At 54.6% G+C, this 23,120-nt stretch carries 21 protein-coding genes and 1 other annotated feature; of the genes, 14 read left to right on the top strand and 7 right to left on the bottom strand.

The window, feature by feature from the left end:
* Window positions 1–9 precede the first annotated feature (9 nt).
* Genes trpCF through NB069_RS12750 form a run of 3 tightly spaced genes read right to left on the bottom strand, consistent with a single transcriptional unit; the run spans window position 10 to window position 4,529 of the window.
* A complete protein-coding gene (trpCF, locus tag NB069_RS12760; RefSeq protein WP_250584072.1) occupies window positions 10–1,368 on the bottom strand; it encodes a bifunctional indole-3-glycerol-phosphate synthase TrpC/phosphoribosylanthranilate isomerase TrpF in 1,359 nt (452 codons plus the stop codon).
* A gap of 3 nt (window positions 1,369–1,371) precedes the next feature.
* Window positions 1,372–2,967 carry a bifunctional anthranilate synthase glutamate amidotransferase component TrpG/anthranilate phosphoribosyltransferase TrpD gene (trpD, locus tag NB069_RS12755; RefSeq protein ID WP_250584070.1) on the bottom strand — a complete coding sequence of 532 codons (1,596 nt, stop codon included), beginning with the start codon at window positions 2,965–2,967 and terminating at the stop codon, window positions 1,372–1,374.
* Window positions 2,967–4,529: an anthranilate synthase component 1 gene (locus NB069_RS12750; RefSeq protein ID WP_250584068.1), complete on the bottom strand. Its 1,563-nt coding sequence runs from the start codon at window positions 4,527–4,529 to the stop codon at window positions 2,967–2,969. Before NB069_RS12750 ends, trpD begins: the two co-directional genes overlap by 1 nt.
* A gap of 24 nt (window positions 4,530–4,553) precedes the next feature.
* Window positions 4,554–4,648 (bottom strand) — a sequence feature (Trp leader region).
* A 144-nt stretch (window positions 4,649–4,792) separates the two neighbouring features.
* Here NB069_RS12750 and rnm point away from each other — a divergent pair.
* The 5 genes from rnm (at window position 4,793) to rluB (ending at window position 8,890) form a co-directional block, all read left to right on the top strand.
* The gene (rnm, locus tag NB069_RS12745; RefSeq protein ID WP_434543586.1) at window positions 4,793–5,689 is read left to right on the top strand and encodes an RNase RNM; all 897 of its coding nucleotides are present in this window, start codon (window positions 4,793–4,795) and stop codon (window positions 5,687–5,689) included.
* Window positions 5,686–6,306 carry an L-threonylcarbamoyladenylate synthase gene (locus tag NB069_RS12740; protein WP_250584063.1) on the top strand — a complete coding sequence of 207 codons (621 nt, stop codon included), beginning with the start codon at window positions 5,686–5,688 and terminating at the stop codon, window positions 6,304–6,306. The genes rnm and NB069_RS12740 overlap by 4 nt, the downstream gene beginning before the upstream one ends.
* A 193-nt stretch (window positions 6,307–6,499) precedes the next feature.
* Window positions 6,500–7,024 (top strand): DUF2778 domain-containing protein, encoded by a 525-nt coding sequence (locus tag NB069_RS12735; RefSeq protein ID WP_250584062.1) that lies wholly within the window; start codon window positions 6,500–6,502, stop codon window positions 7,022–7,024.
* A gap of 242 nt (window positions 7,025–7,266) precedes the next feature.
* A complete protein-coding gene (locus tag NB069_RS12730; protein WP_250584060.1) occupies window positions 7,267–7,758 on the top strand; it encodes an Hcp family type VI secretion system effector in 492 nt (163 codons plus the stop codon).
* Window positions 7,759–8,014: 256 nt separating this feature from the next.
* Window positions 8,015–8,890, top strand: a complete 876-nt coding sequence (gene rluB, locus NB069_RS12725; RefSeq protein WP_039030662.1) for a 23S rRNA pseudouridine(2605) synthase RluB — start codon at window positions 8,015–8,017, stop codon at window positions 8,888–8,890.
* 32 nt (window positions 8,891–8,922) lie between these two features.
* Here the strand turns inward: rluB and cobO are convergent, their stop codons facing one another.
* Entirely contained in the window at window positions 8,923–9,513 is a 591-nt protein-coding gene (cobO, locus tag NB069_RS12720; RefSeq protein WP_250584058.1) for a cob(I)yrinic acid a,c-diamide adenosyltransferase, read from the bottom strand.
* Entirely contained in the window at window positions 9,510–10,271 is a 762-nt protein-coding gene (locus tag NB069_RS12715) for a YciK family oxidoreductase (RefSeq protein ID WP_250584056.1), read from the bottom strand. The genes cobO and NB069_RS12715 overlap by 4 nt, the downstream gene beginning before the upstream one ends.
* A gap of 249 nt (window positions 10,272–10,520) precedes the next feature.
* Between NB069_RS12715 and sohB the strand changes: the two genes are divergently transcribed.
* Window positions 10,521–11,567 carry a protease SohB gene (gene sohB, locus NB069_RS12710; RefSeq protein WP_250584055.1) on the top strand — a complete coding sequence of 349 codons (1,047 nt, stop codon included), beginning with the start codon at window positions 10,521–10,523 and terminating at the stop codon, window positions 11,565–11,567.
* 35 nt (window positions 11,568–11,602) lie between these two features.
* On the opposite strand, the gene NB069_RS12705 is transcribed toward sohB, so the two are convergent.
* Window positions 11,603–11,854 carry a YciN family protein gene (locus NB069_RS12705; protein WP_039031853.1) on the bottom strand — a complete coding sequence of 84 codons (252 nt, stop codon included), beginning with the start codon at window positions 11,852–11,854 and terminating at the stop codon, window positions 11,603–11,605.
* A gap of 396 nt (window positions 11,855–12,250) precedes the next feature.
* On the opposite strand from NB069_RS12705, the gene topA reads away from it, so the two are divergent.
* The 5 genes from topA to acnA all read left to right on the top strand — a co-directional run bounded on the left by topA (window position 12,251) and on the right by acnA (window position 19,711).
* Window positions 12,251–14,845 carry a type I DNA topoisomerase gene (topA, locus tag NB069_RS12700; protein ID WP_250584053.1) on the top strand — a complete coding sequence of 865 codons (2,595 nt, stop codon included), beginning with the start codon at window positions 12,251–12,253 and terminating at the stop codon, window positions 14,843–14,845.
* Window positions 14,846–15,031: 186 nt separating this feature from the next.
* On the top strand, window positions 15,032–16,006 hold the full coding sequence (gene cysB, locus NB069_RS12695) for an HTH-type transcriptional regulator CysB (protein ID WP_032611190.1): 975 nt from the start codon (window positions 15,032–15,034) through the stop codon (window positions 16,004–16,006).
* A gap of 335 nt (window positions 16,007–16,341) precedes the next feature.
* A complete protein-coding gene (locus NB069_RS12690) occupies window positions 16,342–16,482 on the top strand; it encodes a YmiA family putative membrane protein (RefSeq protein ID WP_250584050.1) in 141 nt (46 codons plus the stop codon).
* 297 nt (window positions 16,483–16,779) lie between these two features.
* Window positions 16,780–16,881 carry a small membrane protein YmiC gene (gene ymiC / locus NB069_RS12685; protein WP_250584048.1) on the top strand — a complete coding sequence of 34 codons (102 nt, stop codon included), beginning with the start codon at window positions 16,780–16,782 and terminating at the stop codon, window positions 16,879–16,881.
* 154 nt (window positions 16,882–17,035) lie between these two features.
* Entirely contained in the window at window positions 17,036–19,711 is a 2,676-nt protein-coding gene (acnA, locus tag NB069_RS12680) for an aconitate hydratase AcnA (protein WP_250584046.1), read from the top strand.
* Window positions 19,712–19,755: 44 nt separating this feature from the next.
* Here acnA and ribA read toward each other — a convergent pair whose 3' ends face one another.
* Complete coding sequence (gene ribA / locus NB069_RS12675; RefSeq protein WP_250584044.1) at window positions 19,756–20,346, bottom strand: GTP cyclohydrolase II; 591 nt, start codon at window positions 20,344–20,346, stop codon at window positions 19,756–19,758.
* Between the two features lie 197 nt (window positions 20,347–20,543).
* Here ribA and pgpB point away from each other — a divergent pair, with 197 nt between their 5' ends.
* The 3 genes from pgpB (at window position 20,544) to lapB (ending at window position 22,944) form a co-directional block, all read left to right on the top strand.
* On the top strand, window positions 20,544–21,308 hold the full coding sequence (pgpB, locus tag NB069_RS12670; RefSeq protein WP_250584042.1) for a phosphatidylglycerophosphatase B: 765 nt from the start codon (window positions 20,544–20,546) through the stop codon (window positions 21,306–21,308).
* 151 nt (window positions 21,309–21,459) lie between these two features.
* On the top strand, window positions 21,460–21,768 hold the full coding sequence (locus NB069_RS12665; protein ID WP_250584040.1) for a LapA family protein: 309 nt from the start codon (window positions 21,460–21,462) through the stop codon (window positions 21,766–21,768).
* A 6-nt stretch (window positions 21,769–21,774) separates the two neighbouring features.
* A complete protein-coding gene (gene lapB / locus NB069_RS12660; RefSeq protein WP_250584038.1) occupies window positions 21,775–22,944 on the top strand; it encodes a lipopolysaccharide assembly protein LapB in 1,170 nt (389 codons plus the stop codon).
* Window positions 22,945–23,120 lie beyond the last annotated feature (176 nt).

Genomic DNA, 23,120 nt, shown 5'->3' with positions numbered 1-23,120 from the left:
TTCTCTTCCTTAATATGCACGCAGCGTTTTGAACACCGAAGCCAGTTTGCTGGCATCTTTTATGCCCGGCTGCGACTCAACGCCTGAATTAAAATCGAGACCTGCGCAGCCTGCTCTGGCGGCTTCGACGCAGTTGTCCGGGCTTAAACCGCCGGCGAGCAGGACGTTATCCAGCTTCTCGCCGCTGAGCAGCGACCAGTCGAAACGCTGTCCGGTTCCGCCCTGGCCGTTATCCAGAACATATTTATCAACATGGTTGAGCGTGCGCGGCGGCAGGGTGTCGGCCACGCTCAGGGCTTTCCAGATTTGCACCTGCGGTTTCAGCGTCTGACGCAGGGCATCGATATAACTCTGATCTTCGCTGCCGTGTAGCTGAACGGCGGTGAGAGAGAGTTGCTCTGCCACCTCAGCCACCTTTTCAATGGCGGCATTACGGAATACGCCCACGTACTGTAACGGCGCCGCGGCGATCACCTCCCGCGCCTGCGCGTTGGTAACGTTTCGCGGGGAGGCATCAACAAAGATCAGCCCGCCGTAAATGGCGCCTGCTTCATAAGCCGCGGCGGCATCCTGCGGGCGCGTCAGGCCGCAGACCTTGTTCTCACCCAGCAACACGCGACGTACCGCTGCGCTGAGATCCTCCTGCTCCATCATCGCCGACCCAATCAGGAAGCCGTTGGCGAAGTGGCTCAGCTCGCGGACCTGGGCATAATTGTTGATGCCGGACTCGCTGATGACCGTCACGCCTGCGCCCAGACGCGGCGCCAGCTGGCGGGTGCGGTTCAGGTCGATGGAGAGATCCCGCAGGTCGCGGTTGTTGATGCCGACGACTTTGGCTTCGAGAGCGATGGCACGCTCCAGCTCCTCCTCGTTGCTTACCTCGGTCAGCACGCCCATTTTCAGGCTGTGCGCCACCGCAGCAAGCTGGCGATACTGCTCGTCATCCAGCACCGAGAGCATCAGCAGGCAGGCATCGGCCTGATAAAAACGTGCCAGCCAGATCTGATACGGATCGATAATAAAGTCTTTGCACAAAATCGGCTGCGGCGCGATGCCGCTGACGACAGGCAGAAAATCAAAACTGCCCTGGAAATACTTCTCATCGGTCAGCACCGAAATCGCCGAAGCGTGGTGCTTGTAGATGGCGGCAATCTTCGCCGGGTCGAAATCATCGCGGATCACCCCTTTTGACGGCGAGGCCTTTTTGCACTCCAGGATAAATGCGGTGCGCGCACCCTGCAGGGCATCATAAAAACGACGGCTGCTCGGTACCACGTCATTCTGGAAACTGGCGAGCGGCTGCTGCTGTTTCCGCGCTTCAACCCAGATGGCCTTATCGGCAACGATTTTCGCTAATACGGTCTGCATTGTTTATCCTCTTGCCGCTAGTGCGGTAACCCGGTCGTAGGCTGCGCCAGAGCGCAACACATCAATCACTTTTTGCGCGTTGAGCTGGAGATCTTCTTCGCCGTGCAGACGCATCAGCATGGCGACGTTGGCGGCAACAGCGGCCTCATGCGCTGGCTCACCTTTACCTTGTAACAGGCGCGTCAGAATGTCACGGTTTTCTTCCGGGGTGCCCCCAGCCAGTTGTTCCTGATGATATGGCGTTAAGCCAAAATCTGCCGCTTCAAGCTGGTAGCTTTTGATCTCACCGCTGTTCAGTTCGGCGACCAGGGTCGGTGCATGGAGGGAGACTTCATCCATCCCGCCGCTGTGCACCACCGCCGCACGCTGATAACCCAGCACACGCAGGGTTTCGGCAATCGGCAGCACCAGTTCCGGGCTGTAAACGCCGATCAGCGCCAGGGGAGGGTGTGCCGGGTTAATCAGCGGCCCGAGCACGTTAAACAGCGTGCGGGTTTTCAGCTGCTGACGAACCGGCATCGCATGGCGGAATCCGGTGTGATATTTCGGCGCGAAGAGGAAGCAGACGCCCAGTTCATCCAGCGCGTCGCGGGATTTCTCCGCGTTCATATCCAGATTGATCCCGAAGGCGGCCAGCAGATCCGACGAGCCGGAACGGCTGGAGACGCTGCGGTTACCGTGCTTCGCCACCTTCAACCCGCAGGCCGCAGCGACAAAGGCGCTGGCGGTGGAGATGTTGATGCTGTTGCTGCCGTCACCGCCGGTTCCGACGATATCGGCAAACAGATAGTCCGGGCGCGGGAACGGGGCGGCGTTTTCCAGCAGGGCCGTGGCCGCACCGGCAATCTCCTGCGGTTGCTCACCCCGCACTTTCATGCTCACCAGCGCGGCAGCCAGCTGCTCGGGCTTGAGCTCGCCGCGTACGACGGCGGAGAACAGCTGGTGGCTCTCCTGCTGGCTCAGGGTCTGTGCCTGGTAGAGTTTTTCCAGGATGGGTTGCAGGCTGTTAGTCTGCTCCAGTTTCTGCAGCGCCCAGTTAAGGGTTTGCTCCAGCAGGCGCGCGCCCTGGGAGGTCAGAATGGATTCCGGATGGAACTGCATGCCGCACACCCGGTCTGCGTCGTGACGCACGGCCATGACCATCCCATTGTAATGGGCGTTAATGGTCAGCCCCGCCGGGATATTGCTGCCCACCAGAGAGTGATAGCGCGCCACCGGGAGCGGGTTCATCAGCCCGGCAAACATCGCCTGGCCGTCATGTTCAATGCTGGAGGCTTTTCCGTGCAGGATCTCTCCCGCCTGGCCGACGTAACCGCCGTAGGCCTCAACGATGGCCTGATGCCCCAGACAGATGCCGATGATCGGCAGTTTACCGCGCAGACGGGTCAACAGCTCTGGCATACAGCCCGCTTCACTTGGCGCGCCCGGGCCCGGGGAGAGCATCAGCACCGGGTTTTGCATGGTGGCCAGACGGTCGATTAAGGTCTGAGCCGGAACATGGTTACGGTAAATCACCACGTTGTGGCCGTTAGCACGCAGCTGATCCGCCAGGTTATAGGTAAATGAGTCGATATTATCGAGCAGCAGAATGTCAGCCATCAGAAAATCTCCTGTGCGTGATGGGCAGTCGCAATGGCGCGCAGTACCGCGCGGGCCTTGTTACGGGTTTCGTCAGCTTCAGACTGCGGTACAGAGTCAAGAACGATGCCCGCGCCCGCCTGGACGGTCGCAATTCCTTCTTCGACGTAGGCGGAGCGGATCACGATGCAGGTATCCAGATCGCCGTGGGCCGTGAAGTAGCCTACCGCGCCGCCGTAGCTCCCGCGGCGACGGCCTTCAGCCTGAGCAATCAACTGCATGGCGCGAACTTTCGGCGCACCGCTCAGGGTGCCCATGTTCATGCAGGCCCGGTAGGCGTGCAGCACGTCCAGATCCTGACGCAGCTCGCCCACTACGCGGGAAACCAGATGCATCACGAAGGAGTAACGGTCCACTTTGGTCAAATCAGCCACGTAGCGGCTGCCCGGCGTGCAGATGCGCGCCAGGTCGTTACGGGCCAGGTCAACCAGCATCAGGTGTTCGGACATCTCTTTCTGGTCGGTACGCATCTCCAGCTCAATGCGGCTGTCGAGATCGCGATCCAGCGAACCGTCGGCACGGCGACCGCGCGGGCGGGTACCGGCAATGGGATAGATTTCAATCTGACGGCTGGTGGCATCGTACTTCAGGGAGCTCTCCGGCGAGGCGCCGAACAGCGTAAAATCGTTATCCTGCATAAAGAACATGTACGGGCTGGGGTTGCTCTTCTTCAGCACGTCATAGGCCGCCAGCGGGGAGGGGCAGGGCAGGGAGAAGCGACGGGACGGCACCACCTGGAAAATCTCGCCGGCGCGAATCGCTTTTTGCATCTGGCGAACTACAACACCGTACTCATCATCGGTCTGGCTGACGTCGCAACGCATCTGCTCCACGCGCTGCACCGGCAGCGCTGGGGGGGCTTCATCCATCTGCGCCTGCAGCTGGGCAATGCGCTGCTCCAGACGCTGCTTTTCTGCCAGTAACGGCGTGAACAGGCTGGCCTGAATCCGGGTGTATTTTTTCTGGTGGTCGATCACCAGTAAGGTTTCCGCCAGATAGAAGCAGTAGTCCGGGCAGCGGTTTCCCTGCTCCAGCTCGGGGAGATCTTCAAAACCAGCCACCAGATCATAGGCAAACAGGCCACCAAAGAACATCGCTTCGCGCTCGCTTTCCGGCACATTCACCAGGTTTTGCAGCAGGCGGAAGGCATCGAAGACTGACAGAGAGCAGAGACGGGCATCCTCATCCAGCAGCTGGCTGACCGGCGGGAAGTGCAGGATGCGCTGGTCAGGACGATGTTCATTCTCAATGCCCGCAGGCAGGACATCATCCAGCAGCGACAGCAGGGCCGCACCGTTCTCTGAAAGTGCCTGCAGGGTAACGGTATCGCCCAGAGCGGTAATGCGCAGGGCGCTGTCGACCAGCAGCAGACTTTTCAGATCGTCTTTACTGTCGATATCCGCGGACTCCAGCAGCAGGGTGGCAGGACGCGCGCCGCAAACCTGATGGAACAGGGCTGTGGGGTTGTGGCGATAGGCCGCCTCGCGGGTCAGCAGTTCGAGGTTCGGTTTGGCTGTTTGCATTATGTTGTTCTCTTTATTCTGTTCATAAAAAAGCCCGCTCAGTGGCGGGCCAGGTATCTGTATGCATGACGCAGACGTACGACACTGCCCGACAATCAGGAGGTGCGCCACCAGCTATGCAGAGTGAAATGTGCGGTCATTTTCAGATACCTCGTTGAGTGAACTTGCGTACTAGTTAACTAGTTCGATGGCTTATTGTCAACCCCCCGATTTCAGAATTTCACCACATGCCGTTATTATGGCGGCGCAGATATTGACGAGCAGTGACGGGAGCCGCTTTGAGCGACACGAATTATGCAGTGATTTATGATTTACACAGCCACACTCAGGCCTCTGACGGCCTGCTTACGCCTGAAGAACTGGTCCATCGCGCCCATGAGATGCGCGTGGGCACGCTGGCTATTACCGATCACGATACCACCGAGGCCATTGCCGCTGCGCGGGCGGAAATTGCCCGCAGCGAATTGCCCCTGACCCTGATAACCGGCGTGGAAATCTCCACCGTCTGGGAAAATCATGAGATTCACATTGTCGGGTTGAACATTGATATTGATAACCCGGCTATGCGCGCGTTTCTGGACCAACAAAAGACGCGGCGGGTGCTACGGGCAGAGTTGATCGCCGAACGCCTGGAGAAAGCCCACATCCCCGGCGCGTGGGAAGGGGCCCTGCGGCTGGCGAAAGGCGGGGCGGTGACCCGTGCCCACTTTGCCCGTTTTCTGGTCGAGGCCGGGAAGGCAAATAACATTGCCGATGTCTTTAAAAAATACCTCGCCCGCGGGAAAACCGGATACGTTCCTCCCCAGTGGTGTACAATAGAACAAGCTATTGATGTCATTCATCATTCTGGCGGTAAGGCGGTACTGGCCCATCCGGGGCGGTATAACCTCTCCGCCAAATGGCTGAAACGTCTGCTGGCTTACTTTGCCGAACATGGCGGAGATGCGATGGAAGTCGCCCAGTGTCAGCAGGCACCCAACGAGCGCAGTCAGCTGGCTGAATATGCCCGCCAGTATGGACTCCTTGCCTCCCAGGGCTCTGATTTTCATCAGCCTTGTCCCTGGATAGAGCTGGGACGCAAGCTCTGGTTACCTGCCGGCGTCGAGCCGGTGTGGCAACTCTGGGAGCAGCCAACGCCAATTGAAGAGAGGGTAGTATGAGCCAATTTTTTTATATCCATCCTGACAATCCGCAGCCGCGTTTGATTAATCAGGCCGTGGAGATCGTGCGTAAGGGCGGGGTTATCGTCTATCCAACCGATTCGGGTTACGCGCTGGGCTGTCAAATCGAAGACAAAAGCGCGATGGAGCGTATCTGCCGGATCCGCCACCTTCCTAACGGGCATAACTTTACCCTGATGTGTCGCGATCTTTCCGAGTTGTCGACCTACTCCTACGTGGATAACGTCGCGTTTCGGTTGATCAAAAACAACACCCCGGGCAACTACACCTTCATCCTTAAGGGGACGAAAGAGGTGCCGCGCCGCCTGCTGCAGGAAAAACGCAAAACCATCGGGATGCGTGTGCCCTCTAACCCGATTGCCCAGGCGCTGCTCGAAACACTCGGAGAGCCGATGCTTTCCACCTCGCTGATGCTGCCGGGTAGCGACTTTACCGAATCCGATCCGGATGAGATCAAAGACCGCCTCGAGAAGCAGGTCGATTTGATTATTCACGGCGGCTATCTCGGTCAGCAACCGACTACGGTGATCGATCTAACGGAAGATGCACCGGTTGTGCTGCGTGAAGGGGTCGGTGACGTTAAGCCTTTCTTGTAATAGTGTAATTCCTGTCCTGCGGGGCCATCTTATTAGCAAATACAATGGCCCTGATATTAACGCTTTGATTTTTTTTAGTTATTAAAATCTTATTATTATCTGAAAGCTATTCTTTTGCCGGAATCATCTCATTTTGTCTTAATATGTAAGTGTAGGATAAACGAACACATATTTATAGACAGAGGGCCATTCTATGGCGTTGCGAGGAACACTCATTTTGAATGGGGCGGATTATGTGCCTTTCAATCTGTACGGAGTGGGGGTATTTATGGCTCACTCAGGCTACGGGGCTTACCGAAATAATATGAGCTGTGCTGCTGTTGCAAAACTAGGCCCCATCCCACCCGGAAAATACTGGATTGTTGATCGAAAAGAAGGTAACTATCTTTCTCAAAAGATAACGGAAACACGCGATGAGGCCAATAGATTTTTTGGTCGACGCGCCTTCGGTAAATCGGACTGGTTTGCCTTATGGCGCGACGATTGGGGAATCGACGATGATACCTGGATTGAAGGTGTTAAACGCGGCAACTTCAGATTGCATCCTGGAACAGTTTCAAAGGGATGCATAACTATCGCCAATAATTCTGATTTCGCGATGATCCGCAATGCGCTTTTGAGTACATCACCCATGCAGGTTCCTTGTATGCATTCATTAATGGCGCGAGGATGGGTGGAGGTGGTCGGTGGTGGCTATTATAAAAAAAATTGCGCCTAAAATAGGTAGGTTTATTTATTTCATTTTTTTGTTGATCTGTATAGGTCGCATTCTTCCATTCTCAGAGTTATATATTAATGAGGGTTTTGCAACAAGATGGGCGTTGTTTTTCTATAGAGATGAAGACGCAGATTCTATGTATGATGCTTTTACCGATATAGATTCAGCTATAATGCTGTTCATAGCAATACCTACATATATTTTAACAATGAAGCTAATCAAAAAATTAAGGAATAAATAATATGCCTATCCCTCCATATATGTGGCTGAAAGACGACGGCGGCGCAGATATTAAAGGATCTGTGGACGTTCAGGATCGTGAAGGAAGTATTGAGATAATCGGGTTAAGTCATGGAATTAACCTGCCTGTAGACAGTGCAAACGGTAAAATCACCGGTACACGCCAGCACTCCTCCATGATGATTGAAAAGGAAGTGGATAGCTCCACGCCCTACCTTTATAAAGCAGCATCTACAGGGCAGACGTTGAAAAGTGCAGAGATTAAGTTTTATCACATTAACGATGCAGGGCAAGAAGTCTGCTATTACACAGTGTTGATGGAAAACGTAAAGATTACCGGCGTCAACTGCAGTGTGCCGAACGTTAAGCTTGCGGGCAACGATAAGATGAATCATGTCGAAAGTGTCAGTATTCAATATGAAAAAATCACCTGGCGCATTGTAGACGGTAACATCCAGTTTACTGATGCCTGGAATGAGCGCCCGACAGCCTGAAAAAATCTGACAGTCCGCTCGTTGGACTGACTTCAGCTAATCAGAGCAAGAATAGCGCCGCGCAAAACTTGTTGAATCATTTAGTCTAAAATTCATGTACTATGTGCGGCCATGAATCACTGGGCGAGACGTATTCTCTGCCATTATGTGTGATGTGAAAGCGTTACCGATCATTGAGTTAAGACCATATTGAGCTTAACTCTTTGTTTTGAAAGTATCCCAGACGCCTGTGAAGGCGACACCTGAAGGAAGCTCAATGAGCGAGAAATTACAGAAAGTGCTGGCCCGCGCCGGCCACGGCTCACGCCGTGAAATCGAAACCATTATCGCAGCAGGTCGCGTCAGCGTGGACGGTAAAATCGCCACCCTGGGTGACCGTGTGGACATCGTACCTGGCCTGAAGATCCGTATCGACGGCCACCTGATCTCCGTAAAAGAGTCTGCTGAGCAGATTTGCCGCGTGCTGGCTTACTACAAGCCGGAAGGCGAACTCTGCACCCGCAACGATCCAGAAGGGCGTCCAACCGTGTTTGACCGCCTGCCAAAACTGCGCGGTGCGCGCTGGATCGCGGTAGGTCGTCTGGACGTCAACACCTGCGGTCTGCTGCTGTTCACTACCGATGGTGAACTGGCAAACCGTCTGATGCACCCAAGCCGTGAAGTCGAACGTGAATACGCGGTCCGCGTGTTCGGTGAAGTTGACGACAATAAGATCCGTGAACTGTCCCGCGGCGTGCAGCTTGAAGATGGCCCTGCAGCCTTTAAAACTATTAAGTTCACCGGTGGCGAAGGCATCAACCAGTGGTACAACGTCACCCTGACAGAAGGCCGTAACCGCGAGGTGCGTCGTCTGTGGGAAGCCGTTGGCGTGCAGGTTAGCCGCCTGATCCGCGTGCGTTATGGTGACATCCTTCTGCCGAAAGGCCTGCCTCGTGGCGGCTATACGGAGCTGGATTTAACCCAGACCAACTATCTGCGTGAGCTGGTTGAACTGACGCCGGAAACCACCTCCAAAGTGGCGGTGGAGAAAGATCGTCGTCGCATGAAAGCGAACCAGATCCGCCGGGCGGTTAAACGCCATAGCCAGGTCAGCAGCAATCGCCGCTCTGGCAGCCGTAACAACAACGGTTAAAAATAAAAAACCCGGCATCGCCGGGTTTTTTGTTAGTAGTCGATGCCGATTTGCGCTTTAACGCCGGCATCAAAGGCATGCTTCACCGGTCGTAACTCGCTGACCGTATCCGCCATCTCCATAATATCGCGATGACAACCCCGCCCGGTGATAATGACCGTCTGGTGTGATGGCCGGCTATTTAGCGCCTCAACCACCTCCTGCAACGGTAAATAGTCGTAGGCCACCATATAAGTGATCTCATCCAGCAGAACCATGTTCAGGGCCGGGTCCGCCAGCATACGCTTCGCATGTTCCCACACGGCCAGGCAGGCCGCGGTGTCCGTTTCGCGGTTCTGCGTATCCCAGGTAAAGCCGGTCGCCATGACCTGAAACTCTACTCCATGCGGTTCCAGAAGATTACGTTCGCCGTTTGGCCACTCACCTTTAATGAACTGAATGACGCCCACCTTTAGCCCGTGACCGACGGCGCGCGTTGCCGAGCCAAAAGCCGCGGTGGTTTTACCTTTGCCGTTGCCGGTAAAGACGATAATGATCCCGCGTTCATCCTGCGCTGCGGCAACGCGGGCATCGACCTGATCTTTCAGGCGCTGCTGGCGCTGCTGGTGACGTTCATCATTCATTGCGATATTCCTGGTTTACGGCCGGGTTGGGCATCGAAGGTCATGCCGGTTTTTCGGCGGCTGTCGTCGCCCATCAGCCACAGATAGAGCGGCATGATATCGGCAGGGGTTTTCAGTTTCAGCGGATCTTCGCTCGGAAACGCGCTGGCGCGCATGCTGGTGCGCGTCCCGCCGGGGTTGATGCAGTTCACGCGCAGATGGCGGCTCTGATACTCCTCAGCCAGCACCTGCATCATCCCTTCGGTGGCAAATTTCGAGGCGGCATAAGCGCCCCAGTTCGCCCGGCCCTGGCGTCCCACGCTTGACGAGGTAAATACCAGGGAGCCGGAATCGGACTGCAGTAATAAAGGAAGGAGCGCCTGGGTAAGGAAGAAAGTGCTGTTTACGTTTACCTGCATGACCTGCTGCCAGATCGCCGGATCTTGCTCATCCATTGGGCGGACTTCGCCGAGCAGGCCCGCATTGTGAAGCACGCCGTCCAGACGCGGATACTCAGCGGCGATACGCTCCGCAAGCTCCCGGCAGCTTTCCGGGGTGCAGGTTAAAAGATCGAGGATGTATTCGCGGGTGGGGACACCGCCTTCACTGGCGATGGTCCGGGCGACATCGCGCAGTTTATCTTCATTACGGCCCAGCAGGATAAGGCGCGCACCATGGCGGGCATAGGTCAATGCCGCCTCGCGGCCAATGCCATCGCTGGCCCCCGTGACCAGAATAATACGGTTATTCAGAAGATCTTTTTTAGGTTGATAGTGCAAGGTCACTCCTCTGGCGCGCGTTGGCGCGGCCCATGCTGTGCGGTCTCTTTTCGGCTTTATGCCCGAAAGCGCGGCTGATTACAATCAGTCTACCGGAGAGTTCGCTGTAAAATTAACAATTTGCAAATATTTCATCCACAAATAAACATTTCTGAAGACGGCTCGCAAGGGTATCGTCAGGTGAGAGACGCCTGGTGAAGGCTGTTGTACACTGGGTGAGAAAACAAGTGGTTAAACCAAGGTGGACGCGTGGAATTACTTTCTGAGTACGGATTATTTCTGGCCAAAATTGCGACGGTGGTGATTGCCATTGCGGTGATCGCCGTTCTGATTGTTAACCTTACCCAGCGCAAACGCCAGCGCGGCGAGTTGCGTATTACTCGCTTAAGCGAGCAGTACACTGAGATGAAAGAAGAGATGTCAGTGGCGCTGCTTGATGCACATCAGCAAAAGCTGTGGCACAAAGCACAGAAGAAAAAGCACAAGCTTGAAGCGAAAGCGGCAAAGCAGAAAGCAAAACAGGAGCATCGCCCTGATGTGCCGAAACCGCGGGTCTATGTTCTGGACTTCAAAGGCAGCATGGATGCCCATGAAGTGTCATCCCTGCGTGAAGAAGTGACGGCCGTACTGGCCGTGGCGAGAGCAGAAGATCAGGTTGTGCTGCGTCTTGAAAGTCCGGGTGGGGTAGTGCACGGTTATGGACTGGCCTCCTCTCAGCTGCAACGTCTGCGCGATAAGCAGATCCCGCTGACGGTCGCGGTGGATAAAGTCGCCGCCAGCGGGGGGTACATGATGGCATGCGTGGCCGACAAAATTGTCGCAGCCCCTTTCTCTATTATTGGTTCGATTGGCGTGGTAGCGCAGATCCCGAACTTTAATCGTTTTCTCAAAAATAAAGACATTGATGTAGAGCTTCATACGGCAGGCCAGTACAAACGCACGCTGACTCTGCTGGGTGAAAATACAGAAGAAGGACGGCAGAAGTTTCGTGAAGATCTCAATGAAACCCATCAGCTGTTTAAAGGGTTTGTGAAAGAGATGCGACCTTCCCTGGATATCGACCAGGTGGCCACTGGCGAGCACTGGTACGGTACCCAGGCGCTGGAAAAGGGGCTGGTGGATCAGGTGGGCACCAGCGACGATCTGCTGATATCCCTGATGGAAGGCCGCGAGCTGGTGGGCGTGCGCTATATGCGCCGTAAAAAGTTGATGGATCGCTTTACCAACAGCGCGGCAGAGAGTGCAGATCGCCTGCTGCTACGTTGGTTGCAGCGCGGGCAAAAGCCGCTGCTCTGAATAAAAACGCGAGGCATTTGCCTCGCGTTTTTGCATCAATCAACCAGGTGATACTTTTCTGAGAGCACATGGGCCAGGTATTTGAACATGTTAAATACCGCCGTACTGCGCGGGGTCGGCAAACCCTGCTCGTCCAGGAAGTACTCACCGCTAAACACCAGCACACCGTTGCGCTGCTCAACGCCTGTGGCTTCAATCCCAGCCATGGTGTCGTCATGTTCACGAATGAGTTTATTTGCTTCTGCAAGCAAGGTTACGCGGTCGATTGGTTGGGTAGTTTGCTGCATTATCCACTCCTTAAACAGTGTTATTAGTCTACGCCGCAGCGGTCCCGGGAGCAAATTTTCCCCATTTTTGCGCATGGCGGGCAAGACGGACAGCGCTGGCGCGATTTGCTTTTGCATGCTAATAAAGTTGCGTAACGGATTTTATCAGGTAGAGTGTGCGCTTTCGTCATTCTGGCAACAGATTTGCTTGACATTCGACCTAAATCTCGTCGTGCGGTCACACTGAAGCGAGGAAAATCGCGTCAACTCAACTGCTTATGTGATGTCGATTTTATGACTGAATGGCAGATGGGGTTGATATCCACTGATGGCGTCGCTATATAAATGTCTCGTCGCCAGGGGAAGGTGAACTCACGCGACGTATTCCTGGAAGAAACAAATTAGGTAAAGGTGAATATGGGTAAAGCTCTCGTTATCGTTGAGTCCCCGGCAAAAGCCAAAACGATCAATAAGTATCTGGGTAGTGACTACGTGGTTAAGTCCAGCGTCGGTCATATCCGCGATTTGCCGACCAGTGGCTCAGCCAGGAAGAGCGCCGACTCTACCTCCACCAAAGGGGCCAAAAAGCCTAAAAAGGATGAACGTAGTGCGCTCGTAAATCGCATGGGAGTGAATCCATGGGATAACTGGCAGGCACAGTACGAAGTACTGCCGGGTAAAGAGAAAGTCGTCTCCGAGCTGAAACAGCTGGCGGATAAAGCCGACCACATCTATCTCGCAACCGACCTTGACCGCGAAGGGGAGGCCATTGCATGGCACCTGCGGGAAGTGATCGGGGGCGATGACACACGCTATAGCCGCGTGGTGTTTAACGAAATTACCAAAAACGCGATCCGCCAGGCGTTTGAGAAGCCGGGCGAGCTGAATATCGACCGCGTTAATGCCCAACAGGCACGCCGCTTTATGGACCGCGTCGTGGGGTATATGGTTTCTCCACTGCTGTGGAAAAAGATTGCGCGTGGTCTTTCTGCTGGCCGCGTGCAGTCTGTTGCCGTGCGTCTGGTGGTTGAACGTGAACGCGAAATCAAAGCGTTCGTGCCGGAAGAATTCTGGGAAATTGACGCCAGCGTAACGACGCCTGGTGGCGATACGCTGCCCCTGGAAGTGTCCCATCAGAACGATAAGCCGTTCCGTCCTGAAAACCGCGATCAGACGATGGCCGCGGTGGCGATGCTGGAAAAAGCCCGTTACCAGGTACTGGATCGTGAAGACAAGCCGACCAGCAGCAAGCCTGGCGCGCCTTTCATCACCTCCACGCTGCAGCAGGCGGCCAGCACCCGTCTGGGTTATGGCGTGAAAAAAACCATGATGATGGCTCAGCGTCTGTATGAAGCGGGTTACATCACTTATATGCGTACTGACTCAACCAACCTGAGCCAGGACGCGGTAAACATGGTGCGTGGTTATATTGGCGATAACTTTGGCAAGAAATACCTGCCGGAGAGCGCGAATCAGTACAACAGCAAAGAGAACTCACAGGAAGCGCACGAAGCTATTCGCCCTTCCGACGTCTCTGTGCTGGCGGAATCCCTGAAGGATATGGAAGCCGACGCGCAGAAACTCTATCAGCTGATCTGGCGCCAGTTTGTTGCCTGTCAGATGACGCCTGCGCAGTACGACTCCACCACATTGACCGTGGGTGCCGGTGATTTCCGCCTGAAAGCACGCGGGCGTATCCTGCGTTTCGACGGCTGGACCAAAGTGATGCCTGCGCTGCGTAAGGGTGATGAAGATAAAACCCTGCCAGCGGTCAATACCGGGGATGAACTCACCCTGGTTGAACTGACGCCGGCACAGCACTTCACCAAGCCGCCGGCACGCTTCAGCGAAGCCTCGCTGGTGAAAGAGCTGGAAAAACGCGGTATCGGCCGTCCGTCTACCTATGCCTCGATCATTTCGACCATTCAGGACCGCGGCTATGTGCGGACAGAAAACCGCCGTTTCTATGCTGAGAAAATGGGAGAAATCGTCACCGATCGTCTGGAAGATAACTTCCGCGATTTGATGAACTACGACTTCACCGCGCAGATGGAAAACAGCCTTGACCAGGTGGCTAACCACGAAGCCGAGTGGAAGAAGGTGCTGGACAGCTTCTTCAGCGACTTCACTAAGCAACTGGACAAAGCGGAAAAAGACCCTGAAGAGGGTGGCATGCAGCCGAACCAGATGGTGCTGACCAGCATCGACTGTCCGACCTGCGGCCGTAAGATGGGGATTCGTACCGCCACCACCGGTGTGTTCCTTGGTTGCTCAGGCTATGCGTTATCGCCAAAAGAGCGCTGCAAAACCACTATCAACCTGGTGCCGGAAAATGAAGTGCTGAACGTGCTGGAAGGCGACGATGCGGAAACCAACGCATTGCGCGCTAAACGTCGCTGCGCCAAGTGCGGCACGGCGATGGACAGCTACCTGATTGATCCGAAACGTAAGCTGCACGTCTGTGGTAACAACCCGACCTGTGACGGGTATGAGATCGAAGAGGGCGAGTTCCGCATCAAGGGCTATGACGGTCCGATTGTAGAGTGTGAGAAGTGTGGTTCTGAAATGCACCTGAAGATGGGGCGTTTTGGTAAGTACATGGCCTGCACCAACGACGACTGCAAAAACACGCGTAAGATCCTGCGAAATGGTGAAGTAGCACCGCCGAAGGAAGATCCGGTTCCGCTGCCTGAGCTGCCGTGTGAAAAGTCCGATGCCTACTTTGTTCTGCGTGACGGCGCTGCGGGCGTCTTCCTGGCGGCGAACACTTTCCCGAAATCTCGTGAAACGCGTGCGCCGCTGGTCGAAGAGCTTTACCGCTTCCGCGATCGCCTGGCTGAAAAGCTGCGCTATCTGGCCGATGCCCCTCAGCAGGATCCAGAAGGTAATAAAACCGTGGTGCGTTTTAGCCGTAAAACTAAGCAACAGTACGTTGCTGCTGAAAAAGACGGTAAAGCGACGGGTTGGTCAGCATTTTATGTTGACGGTAAATGGGTTGAAGGTAAAAAATAACCTTTATTTACGGTAAGTTACCCTTAAAGGGCCGGGATTCCGGCCCTTTTTTATTGTCCGTTTATTATTTTTTGTTACGGGCTATACAGCAAAGATATAAATGATATAGTGGTTATAGTTAACCCTTTTCTTATTATCAAATCGTCTTAAGCGATTGCCCGTGTGCGCTAAATCGGATGGTCTGGCATGAAACTACAGCAGCTTCGCTATATCGTTGAGGTGGTCAACCACAACCTTAACGTCTCCTCGACCGCAGAAGGTCTCTATACTTCGCAGCCCGGCATCAGTAAGCAGGTTCGTATGCTGGAAGATGAGCTGGGGATCCAGATTTTTGCCCGCAGTGGTAAACACCTTACTCAGGTTACGCCTGCGGGGCAGGAGATTATTCGTATCGCCCGGGAAGTGCTGTCCAAGGTCGATGCCATTAAATCCGTTGCCGGGGAGCACACCTGGCCTGATAAAGGCTCGTTGTATATCGCCACCACTCACACTCAGGCGCGATACGCGCTGCCAGGCGTCATCAAAGGGTTTATCGAGCGCTATCCTCGCGTGTCCTTGCATATGCACCAGGGCTCACCGACGCAAATTGCCGAGGCGGTATCCAAAGGCAATGCGGATTTCGCCATCGCCACCGAAGCGCTGCATCTGTATGACGATCTGGTGATGCTGCCTTGCTATCACTGGAACCGCTCGATAGTGGTGACGCCGGAGCATCCGTTAGCGGCAAAAACCTCCGTATCCATCGAAGAGCTGGCGCAGTATCCGCTGGTGACTTACACCTTTGGTTTTACGGGCCGTTCGGAACTGGATACCGCCTTCAATCGTGCAGGCCTGACTCCCAGGATTGTCTTCACCGCCACTGACGCCGACGTCATCAAAACCTATGTGCGTCTTGGCCTGGGGGTAGGGGTTATCGCCAGCATGGCAGTGGATCCTGTCGCCGATCCTGATTTAGTGCGTCTGGACACCCAGGGCGTGTTCGGCCACAGCACCACCAAAATTGGTTTCCGTCGCAGCACTTTCCTGCGCAGCTATATGTATGATTTTATTCAACGATTCGCACCGCATCTGACCCGTGACGTGGTTGATACTGCGGTAGCGCTACGTTCCAATGAAGATATCGAAGCGATGTTTAAAGATATCAAGCTGCCGGAAAAATAATAACCTTCGGTATCTTTCCCTCGGGAAAGATACCGTTCTCGCCTGTTGTTCTGAATTAAAACCCCCTCCAGCTTTCTTTTCTTGCCTCAATAACCATAAGGTTACGGCGTTCTTTTGCTGAAACAGTCGTACAAAGCAGACAAAAATAGAAAATAATTAACCGCTACGCAAACTTCACGTTTCATTTATATATTTCCGCTCAAAAGATTAAATATTTGACGCGACAGGATTCGTAAATTCGCTGGATTTTCGACTAAAGTTTCTTTAGGATTTATCTCAACCACGATTACTTATACCAATTGTTTGGTATCCAAATGATAAGCGAAATCGATTGCATGAGGTTAGCGATGCCGCCAGGACGCCACGAGCCGCAAAGGGATCCAGGACTTAAGCGTAAAGCCTGGCTGGCGGTGTTTCTCGGTTCCACCCTGTTTTGGGTAGTGGTGGCCTTTCTGATCTGGAAATTCTGGGGTTAAGTATGGCGATTCAGGGGCGTAGTGAAGCAGTAAAGCCTGTATGTCAGAAACGTGACACGCGTTGCAAAGTCCGTCATGACGAAACAGCGAATGTCCCCGCGTCCTGGAAGCTGTCCGCGCAGCAGCAAGCCTTCATTGATTTGTTCGCAGAAGACGAACCTAAAAAACAATAATTCTTATTATCAGCGTAGCGCGATAATAATCCGATGTACTTTTGTACTCTTTAATAAATACACATCAGCAATACCGAACTGAGGCAACCTCAGCGCAAATGAATAAATAAAGAGTGGTGTCGCAATGATGAATAATATATCCGAAGCTAAATACTGGTCCTGGATGGCCGCGTTTTCCCTCTCGATCCTCTTCTGGTGCCAGCTCATCTGGCTCACCCTACACTGAAGGATGAAAGCCTCGCTCCGGCGGGGCTTTTTGTTTCTCGCTGAATTTGTCTATTTGAGTTGTTATCAAATCGTTACGGTGACGATGTGTTATCTTTAATTACGGCCCTGATCAAAGTCAGGGTATCGCAATCCCGGTAATTAAGGAGGAGCTTATGTCGTTAACCCTACGCGAAGCCAGTAAGGACACATTGCAGGCTGAGAACAAAACCTATCACTACTACAGCCTGCCGCTGGCCGCAAAGGAACTTGGGGATATTGCGCGTTTACCCAAGTCGCTTAAAGTGTTACTGGAAAATCTCCTGCGCTGGCAGGATGAAGTCTCTGTTACGGCTGAAGATATTCATGCCCTTGCCGGATGGTTGCAGAGTGCCCATGCCGACCGGGAGATAGCTTATCGTCCCGCCAGGGTTCTGATGCAGGATTTCACCGGCGTTCCGGCGGTGGTCGATCTGGCCGCGATGCGTGAGGCGGTTAAGCGCCTTGGCGGCGATACCGCCAAAGTCAACCCGCTTTCTCCGGTTGATCTGGTTATCGACCACTCGGTTACCGTCGACCATTTTGGCGACGATGATGCATTTGAAGAGAACGTTCGCCTGGAGATGGAGCGTAACCACGAGCGCTATGTGTTCCTGAAATGGGGCCAGCAGGCATTCAGCCGTTTCAGCGTCGTTCCACCCGGCACCGGCATCTGCCACCAGGTCAACCTGGAGTATCTTGGCAAAGCGGTGTGGAGTGAATTACAGGATAAAGAGTGGGTAGCCTATCCGGACACGCTGGTCGGGACTGACTCACACACCACCATGATCAACGGCCTCGGCGTATTAGGCTGGGGGGTAGGGGGGATCGAAGCCGAAGCGGCAATGCTTGGCCAGCCGGTCTCCATGCTGATCCCGGACGTGGTCGGCTTCAAATTGACCGGCAAGCTCAGCGAGGGGATCACCGCCACCGACCTGGTGCTCACCGTCACCCAGATGCTGCGTAAGCACGGCGTAGTGGGGAAATTTGTCGAATTCTACGGCGACGGGCTCGATTCGCTGCCGCTGGCTGACCGGGCCACTATCGCCAACATGGCACCCGAGTACGGTGCCACCTGCGGTTTCTTCCCGATTGACGGCGTGACGCTGGAATACATGCGCCTGAGCGGGCGCAGCAGCGAGCAGGTCGCGCTGGTAGAGGCCTATGCCAAAGCGCAGGGAATGTGGCGAAATCCGGGCGATGAACCGGTGTTTACCAGCACGCTGGCGCTGGACATGGGCGAAGTTGAAGCCAGCCTCGCCGGGCCTAAACGTCCGCAGGACCGCGTGGCGCTGGCAGATGTGCCGAAAGCCTTTGCCGCCAGCAATGAACTGGAAGTGAATACCGCCCAGAAAGACAGGCGCCCTATTGATTACGTGATGAATGGTCACCAGTACCAGCTCCCGGACGGCGCAGTCGTCATTGCGGCCATCACCTCCTGCACCAACACCTCGAACCCCAGCGTGCTGATGGCGGCCGGGCTGCTGGCGAAAAAAGCCGTTACGTTAGGCCTGAAACGCCAGCCGTGGGTCAAAGCCTCGCTGGCACCCGGCTCTAAAGTCGTCTCCGATTATCTGGCGCAGGCACGACTGACGCCGTATCTGGACGAGCTGGGCTTTAACCTGGTGGGCTACGGTTGTACGACCTGCATTGGTAACTCCGGGCCGCTGCCGGATCCTATCGAGACGGCAATCAAGCAGGGCGATCTCACGGTCGGGGCGGTGCTGTCGGGCAACCGTAACTTTGAAGGACGTATTCACCCGCTGGTCAAAACCAACTGGCTGGCCTCACCGCCGCTGGTGGTAGCGTATGCTCTGGCGGGCAATATGAATATCAATCTGGCAACCGATCCGCTGGGGCACGATCGTAAGGGGGATCCGGTTTATCTGAAGGATATCTGGCCGTCTGCGCAGGAGATTGCCCTTGCGGTTGAAAAAGTCTCAACCGACATGTTCCGCAAAGAGTATGCCGAAGTGTTTGAAGGCACGCCGGAGTGGAAAACCATTGAGGTAGCGCGGTCAGACACCTACAGCTGGCAGGATGATTCTACCTATATCCGCCTGTCACCTTTCTTTGATGACATGCTGGCCCAGCCCAAACCGCTGGAAGATATCCACGGCGCGCGCGTGCTGGCGATCCTTGGCGACTCGGTGACCACCGATCATATCTCCCCGGCGGGCAGTATTAAGGCCGATAGCCCGGCAGGGCGTTATCTCCAGAGCCGTGGCGTGGAGCGTCGTGACTTCAACTCCTACGGTTCGCGTCGCGGGAATCACGAGGTAATGATGCGCGGCACCTTCGCCAACATCCGTATTCGCAACGAGATGGTGCCGGGCGTGGAAGGCGGCATGACCCGCCATCTGCCTGGAACAGAAGTGATCTCCATCTATGATGCGGCAATGAAGTATCAGCAGGAAGGCACTCCGCTGGCGGTGATAGCCGGAAAAGAGTACGGCTCTGGCTCAAGCCGCGACTGGGCGGCAAAAGGGCCACGACTCCTCGGGGTCCGGGTGGTGATCGCCGAGTCGTTCGAGCGCATCCACCGTTCAAACCTGATTGGTATGGGGATTTTACCGCTGGAGTTTCCGCAGGGAGCATCGCGTAAAACGCTGGGGCTGACAGGTGAGGAGCGGATTGATATTGCGGACCTGCAAAATCTGACGCCTGGTGCGACGGTACCGGTCAAACTGACGCGAGCCGACGGGCAGACCGAAGTTGTTAACTGCCGCTGCCGTATTGATACCGCGACGGAGCTGACTTACTACCAGAACGACGGCATTTTGCACTATGTCATTCGTAATATGCTGACTTAAAAAGAAATCAGCCCGGCAGGCATCCTGCTGCCGGGCTGTTATTGTTATTTGTTAAGCAGATGCCCAAGCTTCGCCGCTTTGGTATCCAGATAGTGTGCGTTTTTCGGATTGCGGCCCACAATCAGCGGTACACGTTCTACGATGTTGATCCCGGCTTCGGTCAGGATCTCAACCTTACGCGGGTTGTTGGTCAGCAGGCGCACTTCATCCACGCCCAGCAGCTTGAACATATCCGCGCACAGGGTGAAATCGCGCTCGTCGGCAGCAAAGCCCAGCTGGTGGTTAGCTTCAACGGTGTCGTAGCCCTGATCCTGCAGCGCATATGCGCGGATCTTATTCAGCAGACCGATATTACGGCCCTCCTGACGGTGGTAAAGCAGGATGCCCCGGCCTTCTTCTGCAATATGGGACAGCGCCGCTTCAAGTTGAAAACCACAATCACAGCGGAGACTAAACAGGGCATCACCCGTAAGACACTCGGAATGAACGCGGGCCAGGACCGGCGTCTGCCCGGACGTATCGCCGAACACTAACGCAACGTGATCCTGCCCGGTTGCCAGTTCTTCAAAGCCCACCATCAGGAAATCGCCCCATGGGGTTGGCAGATTGGCTTCTGCCACACGTTTAAGCTGCATGTGATTCTCCAGAAAATGCTGACACGCCTGGTGTCTGTCGCCTGTTCGGCTGTCGGTATTGTCTTATTTTGCCACAAGCTGCGCGGGTTCACCTAATCGCGCCCGGCTTAACGAACGTTAAACGCACAATCCGACATTTTTACGCAGCTGTAATTTTTCGGTTATGATTGTGAGGCTTATCGAAAAAAGGAGACGTCATGCTTTCAATAGCCCGCCGCACGGCGGTTGGCGCAGGGATATTGCTTATTATGCCTGTGGCTTTATGGATATCGGGCTGGCAGTGGCAGCCAGGCGCAAACAGCGGATGGTTGAAAGCGCTGTTCTGGGTAACCGAAACGGTCACCCAACCCTGGGGAATTATCACCCACACGCTCCTGTGCGGCTGGTTTTTGTGGTGCCTGCGTTTTCGTCTGCGAGCCGCCGTTATGCTCTTTGCCATTCTGGCAGGGGTCATTATTCTTGGTCAGGGAGTTAAATCCTGGGTTAAGGATCGGGTGCAGGAGCCGCGTCCGTTTGTGGTCTGGCTGGAAAAAACGCACCATGTCCCGGTCAACGACTTCTACAATTTAAAGCGTAAAGCGCGCGGTGAGCTGGTGAAAGAACAGCTTGCTGAAGAACAGACTATTCCCACTTTTTTACGTAAACACTGGCAGAAAGAGACCGGTTTTGCCTTCCCGTCCGGGCATACCATGTTTGCTGCAAGCTGGGCACTGCTGGGCGTGGGTTTACTGTGGCCGCGTCGGCGTACGCTAACCATCATCATACTGCTGGTCTGGGCTACGGGCGTAATGGGAAGCCGCTTGCTGCTTGGCATGCACTGGCCGCGGGATCTGGTGGTGGCTACCCTGATCTCCTGGCTACTCATCACCTGTGCTACCTGGCTTGCCCAGCGATTCTGTGGCCCGCTCACACCTCCGGCAGAAGAGAAGCGGGAAATTGCTGACAGAGAGCAAGAAAGCTGACTGAGGTTGAAATTCTCATATTTAGCCGCAGATCTGAACGTGGCGCGACGCTTTTTCCGTTTCGCGCTCGTCCTGAAAATGGTAGTTTATAAGGCTGGTTACGCTATGTTGAACACTCTTTATTCGCTCAAACCACATAACGGGAAGTAATGTGAAATATTTACTCATTTTCTTACTGGTGTTGGCGATTTTTGTCATTTCCGTCACATTGGGTGCGCAAAACGATCAACAGGTAACGTTTAATTATCTGCTGGCGCAAGGCGAATATCGGATTTCCAGCCTCCTGGCGGTACTGTTTGCCGCAGGATTTGCGATCGGCTGGCTGATTTGCGGTCTGTTCTGGCTTAAAGTTCGGGTGTCGCTTGCCCGTGCCGAACGTAAAATCAAACGTCTTGAAAACCAAATTGCGCCTCCGACCGACGTTCCGGTAAGTTCAGGTGTGCCGGTAGCGAAGGAATAATCTAAGATGCTGGAGTTGTTGTTTCTGCTTTTGCCTGTAGCCGCAGCCTATGGCTGGTATATGGGCCGCAGAAGTGCGCAACAAACAAAACAGGATGAAGCGAACCGCCTTTCACGCGATTACGTCGCCGGGGTTAACTTCCTCCTGAGCAATCAACAGGATAAAGCCGTCGACCTGTTCCTCGACATGCTGAAAGAAGATACCGGGACCGTTGAGGCCCACCTTACTCTCGGTAATCTGTTCCGCTCCCGTGGCGAAGTTGACCGTGCCATTCGTATCCACCAGACCTTAATGGAAAGCGCCTCATTAACCTACGAGCAGCGTCTGCTGGCCGTGCAGCAGCTTGGCCGCGACTATATGGCCGCCGGGTTGTACGATCGCGCCGAAGAGATGTTCAAACAGCTGGTAGATGAAACCGATTTTCGTATCAGCGCCCTGCAGCAGCTGCTGCAGATTTATCAGGCAACCAGCGAATGGCAGAAAGCCATTGACGTTGCTGAACGTCTGGTGAAACTCGGTAAAGACAAACAGCGCGTTGAAATTGCCCATTTCTACTGTGAACTGGCCCTGCAGCAGATGGGCAACGAAGATATGGACAAGGCGATGGCGCTGCTGCGAAAAGGCGCTACAGCCGATCGCAGCAGCGCGCGCGTCTCCATCATGATGGGACGCGTCTACATGGCGAAAGGGGAATATCAGAAAGCCGTGGAGAGCCTTCTGCGGGTTATCGATCAGGATAAAGAGCTGGTCAGCGAAACCCTGGAGATGCTGCAAACCTGCTATCAGCAGCTGGGTATGGCCGAAGAGTGGGTAGCGTTCCTGCGCCGCTGCGTGGAAGAAAACACCGGTGCCACTGCTGAACTGATGCTGGCGGATGTGGTTCAGGAGCATGAAGGCAGCGACACGGCACAGGTCTATATTACCCGGCAGCTGCAGCGCCATCCGACCATGCGCGTCTTCCACAAGCTGATGGATTACCACCTTAATGATGCGGAAGAGGGGCGCGCCAAAGAGAGCCTGATGGTACTGCGCGACATGGTTGGCGAACAGGTGCGCAGCAAGCCACGCTATCGCTGCCAGAAGTGTGGTTTTACGGCCTATACGCTGTACTGGCACTGTCCGTCCTGCCGTGCCTGGTCCACCATTAAGCCCATTCGCGGCCTCGATGGGCAGTAATTTTTAAAAAAACCTGATATTAGTTACAACATACTAATTGAGGGTTCCCCGGCTGGTACGTGCGCGCTGTGGTCTGGCAGGAATGAAAATGTAACCTGTTAATTTTCGTGATGCGCAGGTAGAATGCACGCCGTTTATCATTCCCGCGCCGATGCGGCGCCCATCGACGAGAAGGT

Source organism: Leclercia adecarboxylata (assembly GCF_023639785.1).
Lineage (GTDB): Bacteria > Pseudomonadota > Gammaproteobacteria > Enterobacterales > Enterobacteriaceae > Enterobacter > Enterobacter adecarboxylatus_D.
This window is presented reverse-complemented; position numbering and strand designations above follow the sequence as displayed.